General features: G+C 35.8%; 12 protein-coding genes. 8 read left to right on the top strand and 4 right to left on the bottom strand.

Annotation, left to right across the window (positions count from 1 at the left end; translation table 11 throughout):
* The first annotated feature begins 5 nt into the window (after positions 1-5).
* From KHA98_RS21825 to KHA98_RS21815, 3 genes are all read left to right on the top strand, one after another.
* Positions 6-2,327: a glycoside hydrolase family 20 protein gene (locus tag KHA98_RS21825; protein ID WP_213260112.1), complete on the top strand. Its 2,322-nt coding sequence runs from the start codon at positions 6-8 to the stop codon at positions 2,325-2,327.
* A 309-nt stretch (positions 2,328-2,636) separates the two neighbouring features.
* A complete protein-coding gene (locus tag KHA98_RS21820) occupies positions 2,637-4,121 on the top strand; it encodes an alpha-L-fucosidase (RefSeq protein ID WP_213260111.1) in 1,485 nt (494 codons plus the stop codon).
* A 7-nt stretch (positions 4,122-4,128) separates the two neighbouring features.
* Entirely contained in the window at positions 4,129-6,372 is a 2,244-nt protein-coding gene (locus tag KHA98_RS21815) for a GH92 family glycosyl hydrolase (RefSeq protein WP_213260110.1), read from the top strand.
* Positions 6,373-6,905: 533 nt separating this feature from the next.
* On the opposite strand, the gene KHA98_RS21810 is transcribed toward KHA98_RS21815, so the two are convergent.
* The 4 genes from KHA98_RS21810 to KHA98_RS21795 form a co-directional block, all read right to left on the bottom strand.
* On the bottom strand, positions 6,906-9,032 hold the full coding sequence (locus KHA98_RS21810; protein ID WP_213260109.1) for an alpha-L-fucosidase: 2,127 nt from the start codon (positions 9,030-9,032) through the stop codon (positions 6,906-6,908).
* Between the two features lie 81 nt (positions 9,033-9,113).
* Positions 9,114-10,562, bottom strand: coding sequence for an alpha-L-fucosidase (locus KHA98_RS21805; RefSeq protein ID WP_213260108.1), 1,449 nt, complete (start codon positions 10,560-10,562; stop codon positions 9,114-9,116).
* Positions 10,563-10,946: 384 nt separating this feature from the next.
* Positions 10,947-11,954: an isoaspartyl peptidase/L-asparaginase family protein gene (locus tag KHA98_RS21800; protein WP_213260107.1), complete on the bottom strand. Its 1,008-nt coding sequence runs from the start codon at positions 11,952-11,954 to the stop codon at positions 10,947-10,949.
* A gap of 216 nt (positions 11,955-12,170) precedes the next feature.
* A complete protein-coding gene (locus tag KHA98_RS21795; protein WP_213260106.1) occupies positions 12,171-14,663 on the bottom strand; it encodes a carboxylesterase family protein in 2,493 nt (830 codons plus the stop codon).
* A gap of 459 nt (positions 14,664-15,122) precedes the next feature.
* Here KHA98_RS21795 and KHA98_RS21790 point away from each other — a divergent pair, with 459 nt between their 5' ends.
* The 5 genes from KHA98_RS21790 to KHA98_RS21770 all read left to right on the top strand — a co-directional run.
* Positions 15,123-15,989 (top strand): AraC family transcriptional regulator, encoded by an 867-nt coding sequence (locus KHA98_RS21790; protein WP_213260105.1) that lies wholly within the window; start codon positions 15,123-15,125, stop codon positions 15,987-15,989.
* Between the two features lie 427 nt (positions 15,990-16,416).
* Entirely contained in the window at positions 16,417-16,764 is a 348-nt protein-coding gene (locus KHA98_RS21785; protein WP_213260104.1) for an L-rhamnose mutarotase, read from the top strand.
* The gene (locus KHA98_RS21780; protein WP_213260103.1) at positions 16,751-17,584 is read left to right on the top strand and encodes an amidohydrolase family protein; all 834 of its coding nucleotides are present in this window, start codon (positions 16,751-16,753) and stop codon (positions 17,582-17,584) included. Before KHA98_RS21785 ends, KHA98_RS21780 begins: the two co-directional genes overlap by 14 nt.
* 33 nt (positions 17,585-17,617) lie before the next feature.
* On the top strand, positions 17,618-18,397 hold the full coding sequence (locus tag KHA98_RS21775) for an L-fucose dehydrogenase (protein WP_213260102.1): 780 nt from the start codon (positions 17,618-17,620) through the stop codon (positions 18,395-18,397).
* A gap of 130 nt (positions 18,398-18,527) precedes the next feature.
* Positions 18,528-18,975 (top strand): sugar-binding domain-containing protein (locus tag KHA98_RS21770; protein WP_379732444.1); only part of this gene is annotated, 448 nt, incomplete at its 3' end.

Here is an 18,975-nt window from a genome sequence, read left to right as displayed (position 1 = left end):
TAATTATGAGAGTATTAAAACCCTTATTCGTCTTAATCTTCTTAACTGTTTTAAGTTCGGGTTACAGTCAGAAACAAGTAATAGAGAATGACATTCAAATCATCCCGAAACCCAATCAGATGATTTTATATCCGGGATCTTTTGAGTTTTCAAAAAACACCACTTTTGTTGCCGGCACCGATTTTCAAAAAGACATTTCAAATGCTTTAATCAGCAAATTTGGAGTTGCGGCTGGCTGGCGTCCCGTAGTTGCTGCAAAAGCCCCAAATAGTAATTATATTAAGTTTGAAGTCGACCCTTTATTGGATAAAGAAGCCTACAAATTAGAAGTAAATAAAAATAGTATTGTCATTACCGCAAACGGAAATGCCGGATTTATCTACGGTTTAGAAACCATCAGACAATTGCTTCCCGCTGCGATAGAAAGTAAATATGTTATTACATCAGCAAAATGGCAAATTCCGAATGTAACGATTACAGATGAACCCCGTTTTCAATATCGAGGTTTAATGCTCGATTTGTCAAGACATTTCTTCGACAAAAACTATATTCTTTCTACAATTGACCGTCTGGCAATGCACAAAATGAATGTGCTGCATTTACATTTAGTAGACGATCAGGGCTGGAGAATCGAAATCAAAAAATACCCAAAACTAACTGAAGTTGGTGCATGGAGAGTTGATCAGGAAAATTTATCATGGAATGCGAGACTGGTTACCAATCCAGATGAAAAAGGAACGTACGGTGGTTTTTTAACACAAGACGAATTAAAAGAAATCGTAAAATACGCAGCATCAAAAAATATTGAAATAATTCCGGAAATCGAAATGCCGGCACACGTAAGCAGTGCTATTGCAGCCTATCCTGAACTAGCTTGTTTTGATCAGCGTATCGGAGTTCCTTCAGGCGGATTATGGCCAATTACCGACATTTATTGCGCAGGAAAAGAAACAACTTTTGAGTTTCTGCAAAATGTATTGGATGAGGTAATGACTGTTTTTCCTTCAAAATACATTCATATTGGAGGAGATGAAGCGACCAAAACCAATTGGGAAAAATGTCCGAATTGTCAAAAAAGAATGAAAGACGAAGGCCTGAAAAACGTACACGAACTACAAAGTTATTTTGTAAAAAGAATGGAGAAATACATCAATTCTAAAGGCAAAAAACTAATTGGCTGGGACGAAATATTAGAAGGTGGTTTAGCTCCTGAAGCCACAGTAATGAGCTGGAGAGGAACAAAAGGCGGAACTGAAGCGGCAGCACAAGGACATGATGTAATTATGACACCGGAATCACCTTGCTATTTCAACTTTTATCAGGGACCGCAAAATGAAGAACCTTTAGCTTTTGATGCCTATAATCCGTTAAATAAAGTGTACGAATTTGATCCTGTGGTTTCAACTATGACAGCTGCCGAAGCCAATCATGTTTTAGGCGGACAAGCCAATTTATGGGCAGAACATCTGGCCGGACCAAAAGATTCTGAGTATATGATTTTTCCAAGATTAGCCGCTTTATCAGAGGTTTTATGGAGCTCAAAAGAAAACCGTAATTGGGAGGATTTCAGTGCAAGACTGGCCAAACAATTTAAACGTTACGATTATCTGGGAATCAATTATGCAAAAAGTGCTTATCTGGTTACCGCTTCTTCAACAGCAGATTTAACTAAAAAACAAATCAATGTCACGTTGAAAAATGAATTTCCAAATCCGGATATTCGTTATGTTTTGGGAGATAAAATGATGGATCAGCATGCAGAAAGATATACAAATCCAATTCAGTTTAAAGAAACTACCGTTTTAAAAGCGTCTTTATTTCAGGACAATAAACCAGTTGGAAAAACTTTTACAGATACCATTGTATTTCACAAAGCCGTGGCGCATAAAGTAAATTACTTGACACCTTTTAATAACAATTACAAAGGCGATGGTCCTTTTACGATGGTAAATACCATTCGCGGATCTAAAAACTTTCATGACGGACAATGGCAGGCATGGCTTGTAAATGACATGGAACTGGTAATTGATTTTGAAAAACCGGAAAGTATTCAACAAGTTACAGTAGGAACTTTAGAAAGTCAGGGCGCGGGAGTATTTTTTCCGATTCAAATAAAAGTACTGATTTCTAATGATGGAATTAATTATAAAGAAGTTGGAAAAGTATCCCGTCCTTATAATGCGAACCCAATTTCAGAATTGAAAGATTTCAAAATCAGCTTTCAGAAACAAAATGCGAGATATGTAAAAGTAGTCGGAGCAAATTTAAGAAAGAGCCCCAGAGGAGAAAGTTCCTGGTTATTTGTGGATGAAATTTTAGTGAATTAAATCGTTCGCGGAACTTTGATAAGCCCTTTTTGTCATTTCGAGGAACGAGAAATCACACGCGGGATTCCGCAACAGTGGTCGCCAATCTTTGTCGAGTTTCTAGTGCGATTCCTCGTTCCTCGGAATGACAAAAATGAGTAAAATCTTTGTCAAAGTTTCAAACTTTGACAAAGATCAAGACAACAAATGCTATGTGAATTGATACAAGTGAAACGCCTTATTAAGATTCCTATAAGCTATGATTCTATGTGTTTAAATAATTACACACAAAGGTTTAAAGTGAAATAAAAACAACAAAACAGAATAAAGATGAAAAAAGCACTATTTCTGATCACGGTATTATTTTCAGTTCAAATGTTCTCGCAGGCTATTTACGAAGATGAGCGTTACGTACCGGAAACCGATCCTTTAGTATTAAAAAATCTGGAGCAATGGCAGGGAAAGAAATTCGGATTGTTAATGCACTGGGGAACTTACAGCCAATGGGGAATTGTAGAATCCTGGTCGATTTGTCCGGAAGATTACGGCTGGTGCGAACGTAAAAAAGGAAGCAATCCGGGAAATTATACAGAATATGTAAAAGAATATGAAGGATTGAAAAAAACATTTAATCCGACAAAATTTGATCCTTCAAAATGGGCAAAGGCGGCAAAAGCAGCCGGAATGAAATACATGGTTTTCACCACCAAACATCATGACGGATTTACCATGTTTGATTCAAAATATACCGATTATAAAGTAACCGATAAAGAATGTCCTTTCAGTACAAATCCAAAAGCGGACATTTTAAAAGAGGTTTTTACAGCTTTTAGAAATGAGAACATTTCGACCGGAGCATACTTTTCTAAACCGGACTGGCATAACGAAAACTATTGGGATCCTTATTTCCCTCCTTTTGACAGAAACGTAAATTATGATCCGTCCTTATATCCTGAAAAATGGCAAAAATATGTAGACTTCACCCACAATCAGATTTTAGAAATCTTGACCAATTACGGTAAAGTTGATATTTTATGGTTAGACGGAGGTTGGGTTAAAAAGAGAGATTTGCAAAATATCAAAGAAAACTATGCTGAGAAATTTGCAGAAAACGAATCTAAAAACGGTTTTATAAAACACAGAGTTGTCGATCAGGATCCTAAAATGGATGAACTTGTAATTAAAGCTCGTCAGAAACAACCGGGACTGATAGTTGTAGACCGCGCAGTTCATGGTAAAAACCAAAATTACCTGACGCCGGAAAACAGAGTGCCCGAAAAAACATTGCCTTATCCGTGGGAATCCTGTATTACTTCCGGCGGCGGATGGTCTTATACTCCGGATGCAAAATACCTGACCGGAAGACAAGGAATTCACATGCTGATTGATGTTGTAGCAAAAGGCGGGAATTTATTATTGAATATTGCACCAAGTCCGGAAGGCGAATGGCAGCAAGACGCGTATGATTTATTGACTGCTTACGGAGACTGGATGAAAGTAAATAGTACTGCCATTTACGATACAAAGCCAATTGCGCCTTATAAAGAAGACAATATTTGCATGACTCAAAATAAAGCCGGAAATGTATTCTTGTTTTATTTGGCAAAAGAAGGAGAAAACACAATTCCGTCAGAGATTGTTGTAAAATCTATTAATCCTGCAAAAGGAACAAAAATCACACTTTTGGGTAGTAAAAAACAATTACAATGGACTAAATTTGCAGAAGGATTTAAAGTGACAATTCCGGAGAGTTTAAGAAATAATTTGCCATGTAAAGAAGCCTGGACTCTCAAGATTGAAGCGATTAAAAGATAAAATTTTTATGATTTGTAATGCAAGACAAATAATAAAAACAGCATGTGCTTTTTGCCTGCTGTTTTTTAGTATAACGGTTTTTGGACAAGAACCTGCAGATTTTGTAAACCCATTTATTGGAACTTCAAATTATGGAGCAACTTTCCCGGGGCCAATTGCACCAAGAGGAATGGCAAGTATTAGTCCGTTTAATGTTGCCGGGATTAAGAACAAACCAATGGAAAAAGACAGTCAGTGGCTGTCCAATCCTTATGTAAATGAAAATAAATTTCTGACTGGATTTAGTCAGGTCAATTTAAGCGGAGTAGGCTGTCCGGAATTGGGTGTTATTTTACTAATGCCAACAACGGGAGATGTTGAAATCAATCACTTAAAATACGGTTCAACTTATTCTAATGAAGTTGCCAAAGCAGCTTATTACAGCGTAGGCATTGATAAATATAAAGTAAAAGGAGAATTTACGGCTACAAAGAGAGTTGGAGTGAGCAAATTTACTTTCCCGAAAGGAAAATCAAATATATTACTGAATCTTGGTTTAGGATTAACAAACGAAGAAGGCGCGATGGTAAAAGTAGTTTCTTCGACAGAAATTGAAGGAATGAGAAGCGTTGGTTCTTTTTGTTACAATAGTCCAGAAGACGCCTATCCGGTATATTTTGTGGCAAAGTTTTCAAAACCAGCAACTAAGTTTGGAGTCTGGAAAAAAACACCTAAATATGAAGGTGTAGAAGCACAATGGATGGGTTATAACGGAAAAACAAGAATGATGGACAATACCGTAAAAACGGTTGTTGGCGATAGTATCGGAACTTATTTCTCCTATAAATTTGATAAAGAACAAGTCGTTGAGGTTAAAGTAGGGATTTCATACGTAAGCATACAAAATGCCCGCGAAAACCTTGAAAAAGAAACAGGAAACAAACCATTTGACACGATTTATAAAGAAACCTATAAAGACTGGAACGAGGAACTTTCTAAAATTTTGGTAGAAGGTGGTACAAAAGAAGACAAGACTATTTTTTACACGGCCTTGTATCACACTTTAATTCATCCTAATGTTTTAAATGATGTTAATGGTGAATATCCGGAAATAAAAAGAAGTGCGATTGGTAAAACCATGGGTACTCGTTATACCGTATTTTCCTTGTGGGATACGTACAGAAATATGCATCCGTTAACGTCTTTAGTCTATCCGAAGCAACAATCTGATATGATAAAAAGCATGTTGGAAATGTATGATGAAAATGGCTGGCTGCCAAAATGGGAATTAAATTCGACCGAAACTTTTACAATGGTTGGAGATCCCGCAAGTATTGTTATAGTTGATGCCTGCTTAAAAGGAATTCAGGATTTTGATATTTACAAGGCGTACCACGCGATGCTAAAAGGTGCCGATCAGATTGAAGAAAATCCTTTGCGTCCGGGACTTAAAGAATATATCGATAGAGGATATTTGTCAACCAATTATCCAGGACCAGTTTCTACTACACTAGAATATAATACTTCAGATTATGCAATTTCACTATTAGCGAAGGCTTTAGGTGAAAAAGAAGATTACAAACGTTTTGCGAAACGTTCGCTATCCTACCAAAAATTATACGACAAAGATTTAAAATTGCTTCGACCAAGAACAGCTACTGAAAAATGGTATGAACCTTTTGATCCTGCGGCAGGATCCAATTTTCAGGCCAATGTTGGTTTTATAGAAGGAAATGCATGGCAGTACGCTTTTATGGTACCACATGATATCAAGGGATTAATGAAATTAATGGGCGGTGAAAAACCTTTTTCTGAGCAATTGCAAAAAGTTTTTGACATCAAACAATTTGATATGGCCAACGAACCCGATATTGCTTATCCTTATTTGTTCAATTATGTGAAAGGTGAAGAGTGGAAGAGTCAGGAAATGGTGAAGAAATTAGTAAAAGAATATTTCAAAAACGAACCAAAAGGATTACCCGGAAATGATGATACAGGAACGATGTCTGCATGGTTAGTTTATTCGATGATGGGATTCTATCCAATATCTCCCGGAGATCCATTATATACCCTTACAACGCCAATGTTTGATAAAGTAACGATTAAACTGGATCCAAAATATTACAAGAAAGAAAGTATTGTAATTGAAAGAGAAATCAATAATGATGGAAAAATCAAAGAAATTCAGTTAAACGGAAAAAACCTGAATAGCTATTTTATTTCACATGATGATTTCGTAAACGGAACAACATTAAAAGTGATTCAGGAATAAAAAGCAAATGTTTACAAAGGGCTTTCTAAAAGGACATTGAACAGTCTTTAGTTTAGTCAATAGCCTCCAGTTTTAACTAGAGGAAAAAATAAAGTCAACATAAAAGGCTTTAGCTAAAATACGAGTTTTTGGCTAAAGCCTTTTTAATTTAATACACAAAAAAAACTCCAGTTGAAACTGGAGGAAATTAAATGAGCTGTTTCTAAACGTTCTTATTTTGTTTTCCTGCAAGGTCTTTTTTTGACCTTGTAGGTATTAATTTTTACTTTTTTTTCCTAATTATTTGGGTTTGAATAAATAGACCTACAAGGTTTTTAAAACCTTGCAGGAGTTCAGATTGCTTTTTGAATCGATAAAACAAATGCACATTATCTTATTGCAAGTAAAAATCTAATTTAATCTGCTAAAATCTGCGTAGATCTGCGTGAAATGCTTTTTGCGCATATATTTTTCACGCAGATCTACGCAGATTAAAGCAGATTAAATTTAATCTGCTGAGTGGAATTAGATAAAATCAATTTCACTCCATGGGTTTATTTAGTTGTTTTTACACCCAGTTCAGCCACAGAAATGTAATTACCATCGATAGTGGATTTACCAATAAATTTAATGTATCTGGCTTTCTTCGATGTTTTTAAAGTAATATTTTGCTCCACCGGATTACTTTTGATATTAGCAAATTCACCTTCAGCGGCAGTTTTCCAGGTGGTACCATCTGTACTAATTTCCCATTGGTAATTTTTTACAATTCCGCCCGTTCCGTTCTGGCGAGGCAAATAAGATAAAGTAGAAATCTCTATTTCTTCTCCCATATCAATAACAATATATTGTGGTAAAGGCATTAAAGAAGTATTGTCGGCTGTACTCCAAAAAGTTAAGGCATTTTCATCAATAGCGTTTACAGCCTGATCTTTTTCTTCATTTTCAAAAGTAGCGTTAACTACTTTCCAGTCTTTTTTGCAAATATTAAAAGATTGAATGGCAGTTTCGCCAGCTTTCATATCGGTTCCAAACGATTTGGCTTTAATATCTCCTGATGACAAAAACAGAAATGGACCTTCATATACTGGCGAGTGAATTGTAGGTTCAGTTCCGTCAATTGTATAGTGAATCTGATTTACGGCTGTTTCTGTTGTAATAATAACATTTCCATCTTTGTGTCTTTTAATTTTAGGAAGAGCCAATTGTTCCGGCTCCCTAAAAACACCAACATCACTTAAAGCAATACAAACCGGAGATTCTTTGATAAGAATTCTCAATTTTGAAGTAGTGATATAATGTGGTAAACGGATCAATCGGTTAGCACCAATGCTTGTCGCGTCGCCTACTTTTTTCCAATTTCCATCGAGAAAAGCATCAATTTCGACTTTTTCAATACGCTGACCAAGTTTGATATTTTCTCTTAAACGAATGATATTAAACGTTTGTTCTTTATTCCATTCCAGAGTCAACCATGCTTTTTTTACCTCATCATTGGTTGCCCAATAGGAGTAGCGATCGTTGTCAGTAAGATTTTTTGTTCCGAAAAAAATCTGATTATCACCACGAATTTCAGAAGCAGTAATCACAGCCGACTGAGCAAGATTATCAGCAAATAATTTCTTTAGAAAATCGCCAAAATTTTTCAGTGCTTTAACATCATTTGGGTGCAATAAACCATCTGTAGTGGGTGAAAGTCCGATATCCATTCCGGCACCTCTTCCAACAGATTTTAAGTAAATTTCAAACAATTCAGAAACCGATTTTACATGATTATCTTCATTAGCATGATAAAACCAGCCATTTCTTAGCGGTACATCACATTCGGCAGGTTTCCAGAATTTTCCGTCTCTTGTTCCTTCCGGAGCTTTCTCCGAATTGGTTTCACCCGGAGCAGCAACTAATTTTCCGGCAGTTGGTTCCGGTGTAAAAGTTGCCCATGAAGTTTCTGCCGCAAAACCCTGTTCGTTTCCTACCCATCGTACATCTCCATTATCAGCAAAAACAACAGCTCCCGGCTGTAGCTTTCTGGAAATTTCCCAAGTGGTATTCCATCCGTAATAGGTAGAGCGATCAATATTTCTTTTTTCTTTTTTACCGCCATAATAGCCATCTCCGCCATTAGCACCATCAAACCAGGTAATAAACAAATCACCATAATTAGAATATAATTCTCTTAACTGATTTCGGTATGTTTCTACATATTTTGGTGTTCCGTAGTCTTCATTATTTCTATCCCATGGTGAACAGTACAATCCGAATTTCATTCCCGCTTTACGAGCTGCCTGTTCAAATTCTTTTACCATATCACCTTTTCCGTTGCGAAAAGGGCTTGCGCTAATGTTATAAGCCGTTGTTTTAGTTGGCCATAAACAAAATCCGTCGTGGTGTTTGGCAACAAAAATAACCCCTTTAAAACCTCCATCTTTGGCGGCATTTACAATTTGACTGGCATCAAATTTTAACGGATTAAAAATTTTAGGATCTGCATCTCCATATCCCCATTCTTTATTCTGAAAAGTAGTGGGCGTAAAGTGCACTAAAACATATTGTTCCACTTCCTGCCAGCGCAATTGAGATTCGGTTGGTAAAGCGCCATATGGTGCCGGAGCATTTAATTTTTGAGCCGTCATTGACAAAAAGGCAAAACATCCCAAAATTGTTAATAGCAGTTTTTTCATTTTGTATTTGTGAATAGTTTTAAGAAAAAAATCAGTCAAAAGTTACATACTGTTGACTGATTATTTCGATATCATTTTGAATTATGGAGTAACTTTAATAACCACTGCTTCCTGAGTTGCCAAAGATGTTCTCAACTCATTCGGAATGGTAACAATAATTCCGCCTTCAGTTTTTTTGCTTTTCAATTTCTGTTTAGAAGATACTAAAACAGCTTTTAAACTGCCTTTCATATCCGTTTTGATTGTAATTTCCGAAGGTAATTCTTTTTCCTCTTTTGCAGGCATGTAAATTCCGTAGATTGCATTTCCTTTTTGAGTGTAACCCACTTTTCCATCCAGATAAGGAGCAACCGGTTTAGTATCATAAATAGCTTCACCGTTTACTGCTAACCATTTTCCAACATTTGCTAAAGTTTTTTCAATTTTGGGATCAAATTCTCCTTTAGCATCCGGACCAACACCCAATAATAAGTTTCCGCCTTTAACCACAATATTGGTCATTAACTGAACCACCTCTTTAGATGATTTATAATGATCATTTGGTACCCATCCCCAGGCACCGCCTAAGGTAATACAACTTTCCCAAGGCACAGTTAAAGGTACTTCGGGCGTTTTTTGTTCCGGCGTTAAATAGTTTTCATATTCACTAGGAACCCAGCGATCTACAACCAGCATTCCCGGTTGTTTTTTGCGGGCAGTTTCCGAAATTAATTTCATATCAATATCCATATCATACGGATATTTGCAAAATTCTTCTACCTTTTTGTTGATAGTCGATAACGGTCGGACCCAGCATCCGTCAAGCCATAAAATATCAACTTTTCCATAATTTGTAGTCAGTTCGTTTAATTGATTCTGAGTATATTCTACATAACTTTTCCAGCGTTCTGGAAACTTTTTAATATCATAAGTCGGATTTCTGTCTTTTGGCGGATAATAAGACCACCAGAAATTTTCGGTAGTCCAGTCCGGTTTTGAGTAATAAACCCCAACCGCTAATCCTTCTTTTCTCGAAGCATCCAATACATCTTTTAATACATCAGCCTTTGGATTTTTAGCATAAGGCAATTCCGGATTAGTGATTTTAAAATCGGTAAATTTTGAATCGTACATACAGAAACCATCATGATGTTTAGAGGTGAAAATCATATATTTCGCTCCCGCACCTTTGAACATTTTTGCCCATTTTTCAGAATTTAAATTCGTTGGGTTCAGTTTGTATTTTGTATTTCTGTAATCAGTAGCATATTTGTAGTAATCATCATAACCATCTCTGGTTACCCAGTCTTCCGGAGCCAGTCCCCAGGATTCTACAGTTCCCAGTTGCGTATAAAGACCCATATGGATTAATACGCCAAATTTGTAACCCTGCCATTTGTCAAGATTGGCTTTTACCTTTGGATCTTTTGTCCAGATATAACCAGCCTCTTCAGATTGGTCGGCTTTCATGCTGAAATCTCCCTGAGCCTGAAGCGAAAATCCGCTGGCACAGATTAAAGCTGTAAACAATAACTTGAATTTATTCTTCATTTTGGTTTTTTTATTTTGGTTTTTTGGCTGTTGAAAATAGATATCCAACAAGTAAAAATCTGTATTAATAAGCGTTTTGCGGTAGCAAATCAGTTTCATCCGCGTTCTGATTTTACTACGTTTTTACCAGTTCTTATTAAATGAACTCATTTTGAACGCTGATTTTACGGATTCGTTATCACGAAAACGCTGATTTGCACGGATTTTTTATTATTAATTATATTCAAAGGGTTATTTTGAATAATTACCCAATAGGTAAAAATCTGTGTTAATCAGCGTTTTTGCGGTAGCAAATCAGTTTCATCCGCGTTCTGATTTTACGGATTCATTATTACCAAAACGCAGATTTGTACGTTTTTTTTATTATTAATTATCTTCAATTAGTTATTTTAAATAAAACTCCGGATCAATTAATCGATTTCCGGTTTCATCATAAACAGCGTAATTAAAACCGCTTTGAACGCAGTAAGAACCATAATCTCCTTTTTTATTCAAAGCAATAAATCCAACCTGAATATCTTTTAAATCCTTGTTTCTGTTTTTCATTAGTTTAACGACCCTCAGAACGGCTTCTTCACATGCTTTTTGCGGAGATCTTCCCTGACGCATTAATTCAACAACAAGATGACAACCTGCAATTCTAATCACTTCCTCGCCATGTCCGGTTGCGGTTGCAGCACCAATTTCGTTATCAACATATAATCCTGCACCAATAATCGGGGAATCTCCCAAACGACCGTGCATTTTAAATGCCATTCCGCTTGTTGTACAGGCGCCCGAAAGATTTCCTGCAGCGTCAAGAGCAATCATTCCAATAGTATCATGATTTTCGATATTGGCAATTGGCTTATATTCGGATGATTTTAGCCATTCTTTCCATTCGCGTTCTGAATCAGGAAGTAATAAGTTTTCTTTCTGAAACCCTTGTGATAAAGCAAACTGAAGCGCTCCGTCACCAACCAGCATAACGTGTGGTGTTTTTTCCATAACAGCACGAGCCACAGAAATGGGATGTTTGATGTATTCCAGACAGCCAACAGAACCAATATTAGATAATTCATCCATAATACAGGCATCAAGTGTCACACGTCCGTCACGATCAGGTCTTCCGCCGTATCCTACACTTCTTTCTTTTGGATCTGCTTCCGGAACTTTAACTCCGGCTTCTACCGCGTCTAAGGCACGACCACCATTTTTTAATACTTCCCATGCCGCTTCATTAGCCTGAAGTCCAAAACGCCAGGTAGAAAGTACAATTGGTTTTCTCACTTTTCCGTCAGGAAGTTCATTGCGTTTCTCTTTAATCTCTTCCGCATTTACTGAGAAAGGATTTAATACTACAGCAGCAGATGCTATTGCAGTTGTTTTTAGAAAATTTCTACGATTTGTCATGTTTTTTTATTTAATCTGTATGCTTAAAAAAAAGAGAAAAATGGATTCTTTTTGTAAGCAAACACTGTTCTTTTTAAATGATAGATTCCGATTTGGTTAAATCAATGATATTCATTTGATTCGATGTCTTTTTTTGCTAAAAATAGGCGTTTTATTTGAAATACTAAATCGTATTAGTAAAATAATTTAAACGTTCTTATTTTGGTTTTTAAATTTTTAATTTTCTGCTTTTGCTGTTCTATTTTGATCTGTAGTATCGAAAAATTCTAAAGATTTAGCAGTCCAGTCGTTATCAAAGAAACCGCTAACCTTCATATCCGGTAAACCGTTTAAAAGTAAATCAGCTTTAAAAATCATGACGTCAGGAAAACCGGTAATTCCGGAAATATAATTGTTTGCCCAGGTTGCTTTCATTCCTTTTTCAGCAGTTCCGGCAACAACACCAATCATTGCCGTTTTACTGTCGTTTCTCGGAACCACAAAATAAGCAGCCAAATCATCACCTTTCAGTACTTTGCTTCCAATTTTCACTTGCTGATTATCAATTTGAATTGGTGAATTTTTTAATACCAATTTCCAGGCACTATTATTTGATGCATTTCCGTAGATAATCACATTTCGGTCTTTGTATTTTTCTAATGAAAACTCTTTGTCAGCAATTACATCGATGCTTCCGTTTCCTCTGTAATAGAAAGTCTCTGCATCAAAACGGGCTCTGTTGAGGTACCATTCGCGTTCTGTCGCAGAACCACCGGTCGCGTAAACAAAAACAACATTGTTATTAAATGCAAACTTGAATCCGCCCTGACGATCTGCATATTTTTTAGAAGTATTGATTTCGTTTATTAACGTCCATTTTTCCCCTTGCAAAGCCAGAATTGCTTTTTTATCTGATGGCGTTTTCGGGATTTGATCATCAATATTGATGGAGATTTCATCTTTTAAATCTAAGGAAGCCAAATCAACTTCCATTATCGAAACATTTTTAGTTGTAATGGTAATTTGCTCTTTGTCCAATTTAGCCGTGATATTCGAAAAATTAAACGGAACGATTTGCTGCTGTAATTTTATCCAGTAATCCGTTGAAGAAACTTGTGGTGTAGCAGTATTAAAATCAATTTCTTTAACCTCTTTGTTGGCTGGAATTGTCTGACGTTTAAAGAATTCAAAAATAGGAAACCAATCCACAGAATGATCTCCGTACCAATGCTCACCACCCGGATATTCATAATAACAAAAGTTAGGATGAAAAGTTCCTAAAATCTGACGCATTTCACGCACTTGTGAAATTGGAACCGTTGAATCGGCATCGCCATGAAGAATATAAACGCCGGCTTGTTTTAGGTTTTGTACAAGGCTTTTTACACGTCCCGAATTGGCTGAACGTTTAATAGATTCAAAAGCTTTGTTTTGGTCGTGCATTTCATCTCCTTTGTCAAATCCGTACATTGAAATGTCAGGATAGGAGGCGCAGGGCGCGATTGCCGCAAATTTTCCAGGATACGTTGTTCCAAGAAACCAGGTTCCGTGTCCGCCCATAGAATGTCCCGTTAAATACGTTTGAGCCGGAATCGTATGAAATACTTTTTTGGCTTCTTCTAAAACTTCCAAAGCATCAATTCTTCCCCAATCTTCCCAGTTAAACCCAAACGGACGACGATTGGTGGCGGCTACAATATGCGCCCAGTCTTTTTGTTTGTAAGCTCTCGCCTGATTTCGCGCTTCAACCGAAGCACCGTGAACCGATAAAACCAATGCTTTTTGTCCTTCGCCCAACGCAGGAGCAATACTGTAATATTGTACACTATTATCTACTTTACTTAAAAAAGTACGTTCATGATGTACGGTTGCTGAACGTTGTTGTATTGGAATTTCTGTTTTATCAATTACTTTTCCACTTTTATCTGTAAGGGTTAGTTCCATTTTTAATTCGCCGGTAAAGTTGGCTTTTGTAGCAGGAACTTTAAATTTTACTTTTCGAACAAACAAAGGAATAATAGCATCTGTTGCATATACAGCCGTTTCTCCGCTGGATAATTTTGCAGTGATTACAAGATTTTTTAATTCTTTTTCAGTGGCGTTTATAATGCGGACAGCAGCCCATTTTTCGTCCTTTTCTCCATTAATAACATCCGGAAGTGTCAAATCACGTTTGGTAAACTGAATGCTTTTTGAAGGCACAATAATCTTTGATTTTACACGTCCAAAACGTCCTTTTGTATAAACAAATTCGTTGCTGCCTTTTTTTAGTTTAAACGGAATTAAGGTATAGCCAAAATCATAATGATCACCTTCATGTGGCAAACCGTTTATGTAAGTGCGGGTTCCTCCGGTAGTTTCCAGAATTACGATTTGTTCTTTTGGCGAATTGTATTCCGTAAAAAGAAAAGCAGATTTCATTTCTTTCCCATTAAATACTCCGGCAGTATCGACTTTTAGAGGCAACCAGTCACTTTTTTGTTTAGCCGGGTTGGTAAATTTTCCAACGGCATATTGCCAGGCAACGGGATCTTGACCATTAAAAAGAGTTCCGCTTTTTTTATCAGCAGGAAGTGTGTAACCTTCACTGAAATGATATAAAACGCTTCCCTCGGCAGTGGTTGTAATTTTTTCCTTTCCGAAATATTCAACAACATTTCCGGTAGCTTTTGTTTGTGCAATACAATTTGTACCTAAAGCAAGAAGGAAAATTAAAAGGCCTTTGTTCATTTTTTTTATTTTAGATGTTTTGTTTTATGTTTTTTCAGCTTCAAAAAATCTGATTTACATCTTTTTCGTTACAAGATGCATTTGAATATTTTTGAACTTTTTTTCTCGTTTATGTCAGTACTAAAATGATTTTTAAAGAAATCACTTGCTAATTCATTTAACCTTACTGTTTTATAAAAACGCTTCCATTTTTTACGTGTTAAATTTTGTGTTTTGCCCATTTATTAAGGGTTAAGCAAGAATTTTTAAACGTACAGTTAACGATTTAGTAACCAAAATTACCGTGATTTTTTAGATTTATAGCATCAATTTTCTGCTAAGTAAATCGATTTAGTAATATGATGTGTATTTTTTGTTATTTTTGTTTTTTGTGAAAAAATAAAATTATATCTAAATTAATTTAGTAATTAATTCAATTTTATCATTATTTAATTATTAATTATCATTGCTATTCTGAAAATGAAAATTGTTAAGACTACCATCGCTTCCTATACCAATACATCGCTGTCTGTATTTTCTCGTGAGGAGTCGTTTTTTCAGTCGCCTTTTCATTCGCATCCTGAATTTGAATTGGTGTATATTTTAGAAAGTCATGGCAAGAGAATTATAGGCAATTCTGTAGAATCTTTTGAGCCCGGAGATATGGTTTTTCTTGGCGATGATATTCCGCATGTATGGCTTAATGATGAAATTTTTTATAAAGGAATAAACAGTCTAAAGGCAAAAGCAATTGTAATTTATTTTAGCAGAGATCTTTTTGGTACTTCTTTCTATGATTTACCGGAAGCCCAGGAAGTAAAAAAGTTTTTTTCTCAGGCTATAAAAGGAGTTTCCATTTCTGGCGAAACCAATGCGCTTATTGCCAAAAAAATGAGCAAATTACTTAACAAAAAAGGTTTTGAAGTCGTAATGGGATTACTTGAAATTATATTTCTATTGTCTAAAAGCAAAGACCTTAGATATATTAATGATAACTCATATGTCTCAGTAAATGAAGATAATAAAAGCGACAGGCTTGCAGAAGTTTTTAAATATGTGAAGTCAAATTATAAAGAAGAAATTTCGCTGGACGAAATCGCTAAAATTGCCAATCTGACCCCAACCTCTTTTTGCAGAATGTTTAAAGCCAAAACGAAAAAACCATTTGTAGAATATCTAAATGAGATAAGGGTTTCAAATGCCTGCAAATATTTGATCGAAACCGATTTGGGTATTTCTGAAATAGCCTATGAATGCGGATATAAAACAGCCTCAAACTTCAATAAACTGTTTAAAAAATTAATTGGAACAACTCCAAAAGAATACCGAAAAAATACTTTGGTTTAGTATTTCGAACTAATAAATTCTTTTTAGTAATACTTATTTTGTTCTACTCAAAAAACACATACTTCTTTTTCTTTTTTATTTTTCGAAATAGTATAAAATTTCTCAATCTATAATTTATTCCAAAAAAGGCTACTTATTCAGTTGTTTTTTGTGAAATTACTTGTAAAGATAATAAATGCTTAATTAATGATAATTTTGAGGTAATTTAAAAGAATATAATGCAATAATTTTATTTTTTTGAGATTGCAGTACTAAACCTTTCAAAAATATTAAAACGATTTAGTATTTTAAGGGCTAAAACAGAGCATCTTTTAAAACGATTATAGTCAGGTAATTGTATACAAAAAGAGGGTCTAAAGTGTAAATCGAATTTTAAATGATAATCAATAGTTTAGGTTTCAAACTTAAATTTTAAAATAGAATAAGCATGGTAACTCAAAAATATTGTCTTGCATTAGATTTAGTCGAAGATCCCATATTAATGGCCGAATACAAAAAATATCATGAAAAAATCTGGCCGGAGATTACGCAGAGTATTACAGATTCAGGAATTGAAAATTTAGATATTTATTGTGTAGGCAACAGAATGTTTATGATTATTGAAGCTAATGAGACTTTTACTTTTGAAAGAAAAGGACAAATGGACGCCAATAATCCAGTAGTTCAGAAATGGGAAGAATTGATGTGGAAATACCAAAAAGCATTGCCATGGGCAAAAGAAGGTGAAAAATGGATGATGATGGACAAAATATTCGATTTGAATGAAAATAGATAGCCACCAACATTTTTGGAAATACGACCCTGTAAAAGACGCCTGGATCGATGATCAGATGAAAGTGATCAGACGGGATTTTTTGCCGGCCGATTTAGAACCTTTATTAGTAGAAAATCAGTTTGGAGGATGTGTGGCCGTACAAGCAGACCAAAGCGAAGAGGAAACTCTTTTTCTGCTGGATCTGGCAAAAAACAATCCATTTATAAAAGGAGTAGTAGGCTGGATCGATTTGTGTGCCAATACTATAGAAGAACGTTTGCAGTATTATACCAAACATGAAAAATTAAAAGGATTCAGACATATCATTCAGGCGGAAGCCGATATTGATTTTATGCTGCAGGAAAAATTCCAAGACGGAATTTCAAAACTAGAAAAATATAATTTCACGTATGATATTCTGATTTTTCCAAAACATCTGGAGAATGTTGCAAAACTGGTAGCCCAATTTCCAAAACAAAAATTTGTAATTGATCATCTGGCAAAACCGGATTTTAAAAATAAGGAATTTGGAGAATGGGAAACCGGAATGAGAGCTATAGCACAATTTCCGAACGTGATGTGTAAAGTATCGGGTTTAATAACCGAAGCCGACTGGAATAACTGGACAGCAGAAGATTTTACGCATTGTCTGGACGTTGTGACTGAAGTATTCGGAATTGACCGTCTAATGTTTGGCAGTGACTGGCCGGTAAGTTTACTGGCAGCATCTTATGCAGAATCCTGTGAAATTGTAGAAGATTATTTTTCTAAATTTTCTAAAGCAGATCAGGATAAATTCTGGAGCAGAAATGCAATTGATTTTTATCAATTGAAGGAATAAGCAATACAACTATCTAACTAAAATCAACCACAAATGAATCTTAATCTTAATAATAAAATAATCATTGTAACCGGAGGCGCAAAAGGAATCGGACTTGGAATTTGTAAAGTTCTGGCTGCCGAAGGTGCAACTCCCGTAATAATTGGAAGACAGGATAGCGACAATCAAATTGCGATTAAAGAAATAGAAGCAGAAGGAGGAAAAGCACTCGCCGTAGTAGCTGAACTGACTAATCCGGAAGCGTGTAAAAATACCGTAAATAAAGTAATTGAATTGTGTGGTCGTATAGATGGCTTAGTAAATAATGCAGGTGTAAATGACGGAGTAGGTCTTGAGAATGGCAATTATGAAGATTTCATGGCATCGATTCATAAAAACCTGGTTCATTATTATTTGATGGCACAATATGCTTTGCCGGAGTTGAAAAAAACAAAAGGAGCAATTGTAAACATAGGTTCAAAAACAGCCGATACAGGGCAGGGAAATACTTCTGCTTATGCAGCGTCAAACGGCGGGCGTAATGCTTTGACCCGCGAATGGGCTGTTGAATTACTCAAATACGGAATTCGTGTAAACGCTGTGATTGTCGCAGAATGTTACACACCATTGTATGAAACCTGGATTAACACATTAGAAAATCCGGAACAAAAATTAAAAGAAATAACCGCTAAGATTCCGTTAGAAAACAGAATGACGACCGCTGAGGAAATTGCCAATATGGCCGTGTTCTTATTGTCTGATAAATCAAGTCATACTACGGGGCAGCTTATTTATGTTGATGGAGGTTATACTCATTTAGATCGTTCATTATAATCTAAATATATTTTTAGTATTTATTATAACCAGACAATATATTAAAAGTAAATAACCAGAAAAGAGTATTTAGAATGCCGTTCGTTTTACGAACAAAACCAACCAAACCAAAATAATAAAAAATATAGATATGGGTAAGATGTTTTCATTACGCAACAGTCTCGCTTTATTGCTCTGTTTCATGATAGGATCGACCGGATTTTCTCAGCAAACCGCGATTAAAAGAATGGGCTCAGTCGATACGCAGTCTTTTGATGATAACTGGATTTTTTCCCGCTACGGACTTCAGGCAGATGGATTGATTAAGGAAGAACCTAAAAATCTGGAAGCAGTTGCTACTAATGAAATTAACTGGGAAAAATTAAACCTTCCGCACGACTGGGCTATAAAAGGGCCTTTTAGAATTGAATTAAGAGGCGAAACCGGAAAATTGCCATGGAAAGGAATTGGCTGGTATCGCAAACATTTCACCGTTCCTGCCTCCGATTCTGGAAAACAGATTTTTGTTGATTTTGATGGAGCAATGGCCAATGCCAAAATTTACCTCAACGGAAATTATGTCGGAACCTGGCCTTATG

Origin of the sequence: Flavobacterium branchiicola (assembly GCF_018383905.1) — a bacterium.
In the GTDB taxonomy this organism is placed as follows: domain Bacteria; phylum Bacteroidota; class Bacteroidia; order Flavobacteriales; family Flavobacteriaceae; genus Flavobacterium; species Flavobacterium branchiicola.
This window is presented reverse-complemented; position numbering and strand designations above follow the sequence as displayed.

Coding starts and splice junctions, on each gene's coding strand:
- KHA98_RS21820 (WP_213260111.1), top strand. CDS start 2,637: ATGAAAAAAGCACTATTTCTGATCACGGTATTATTTTCAGTTCAAATG.
- KHA98_RS21800 (WP_213260107.1), bottom strand. CDS start 11,954: ATGACAAATCGTAGAAATTTTCTAAAAACAACTGCAATAGCATCTGCT.
- KHA98_RS21790 (WP_213260105.1), top strand. CDS start 15,123: ATGAAAATTGTTAAGACTACCATCGCTTCCTATACCAATACATCGCTG.
- KHA98_RS21825 (WP_213260112.1), top strand. CDS start 6: ATGAGAGTATTAAAACCCTTATTCGTCTTAATCTTCTTAACTGTTTTA.
- KHA98_RS21780 (WP_213260103.1), top strand. CDS start 16,751: ATGAAAATAGATAGCCACCAACATTTTTGGAAATACGACCCTGTAAAA.
- KHA98_RS21805 (WP_213260108.1), bottom strand. CDS start 10,562: ATGAAGAATAAATTCAAGTTATTGTTTACAGCTTTAATCTGTGCCAGC.
- KHA98_RS21775 (WP_213260102.1), top strand. CDS start 17,618: ATGAATCTTAATCTTAATAATAAAATAATCATTGTAACCGGAGGCGCA.
- KHA98_RS21795 (WP_213260106.1), bottom strand. CDS start 14,663: ATGAACAAAGGCCTTTTAATTTTCCTTCTTGCTTTAGGTACAAATTGT.
- KHA98_RS21815 (WP_213260110.1), top strand. CDS start 4,129: ATGATTTGTAATGCAAGACAAATAATAAAAACAGCATGTGCTTTTTGC.
- KHA98_RS21785 (WP_213260104.1), top strand. CDS start 16,417: ATGGTAACTCAAAAATATTGTCTTGCATTAGATTTAGTCGAAGATCCC.
- KHA98_RS21810 (WP_213260109.1), bottom strand. CDS start 9,032: ATGAAAAAACTGCTATTAACAATTTTGGGATGTTTTGCCTTTTTGTCA.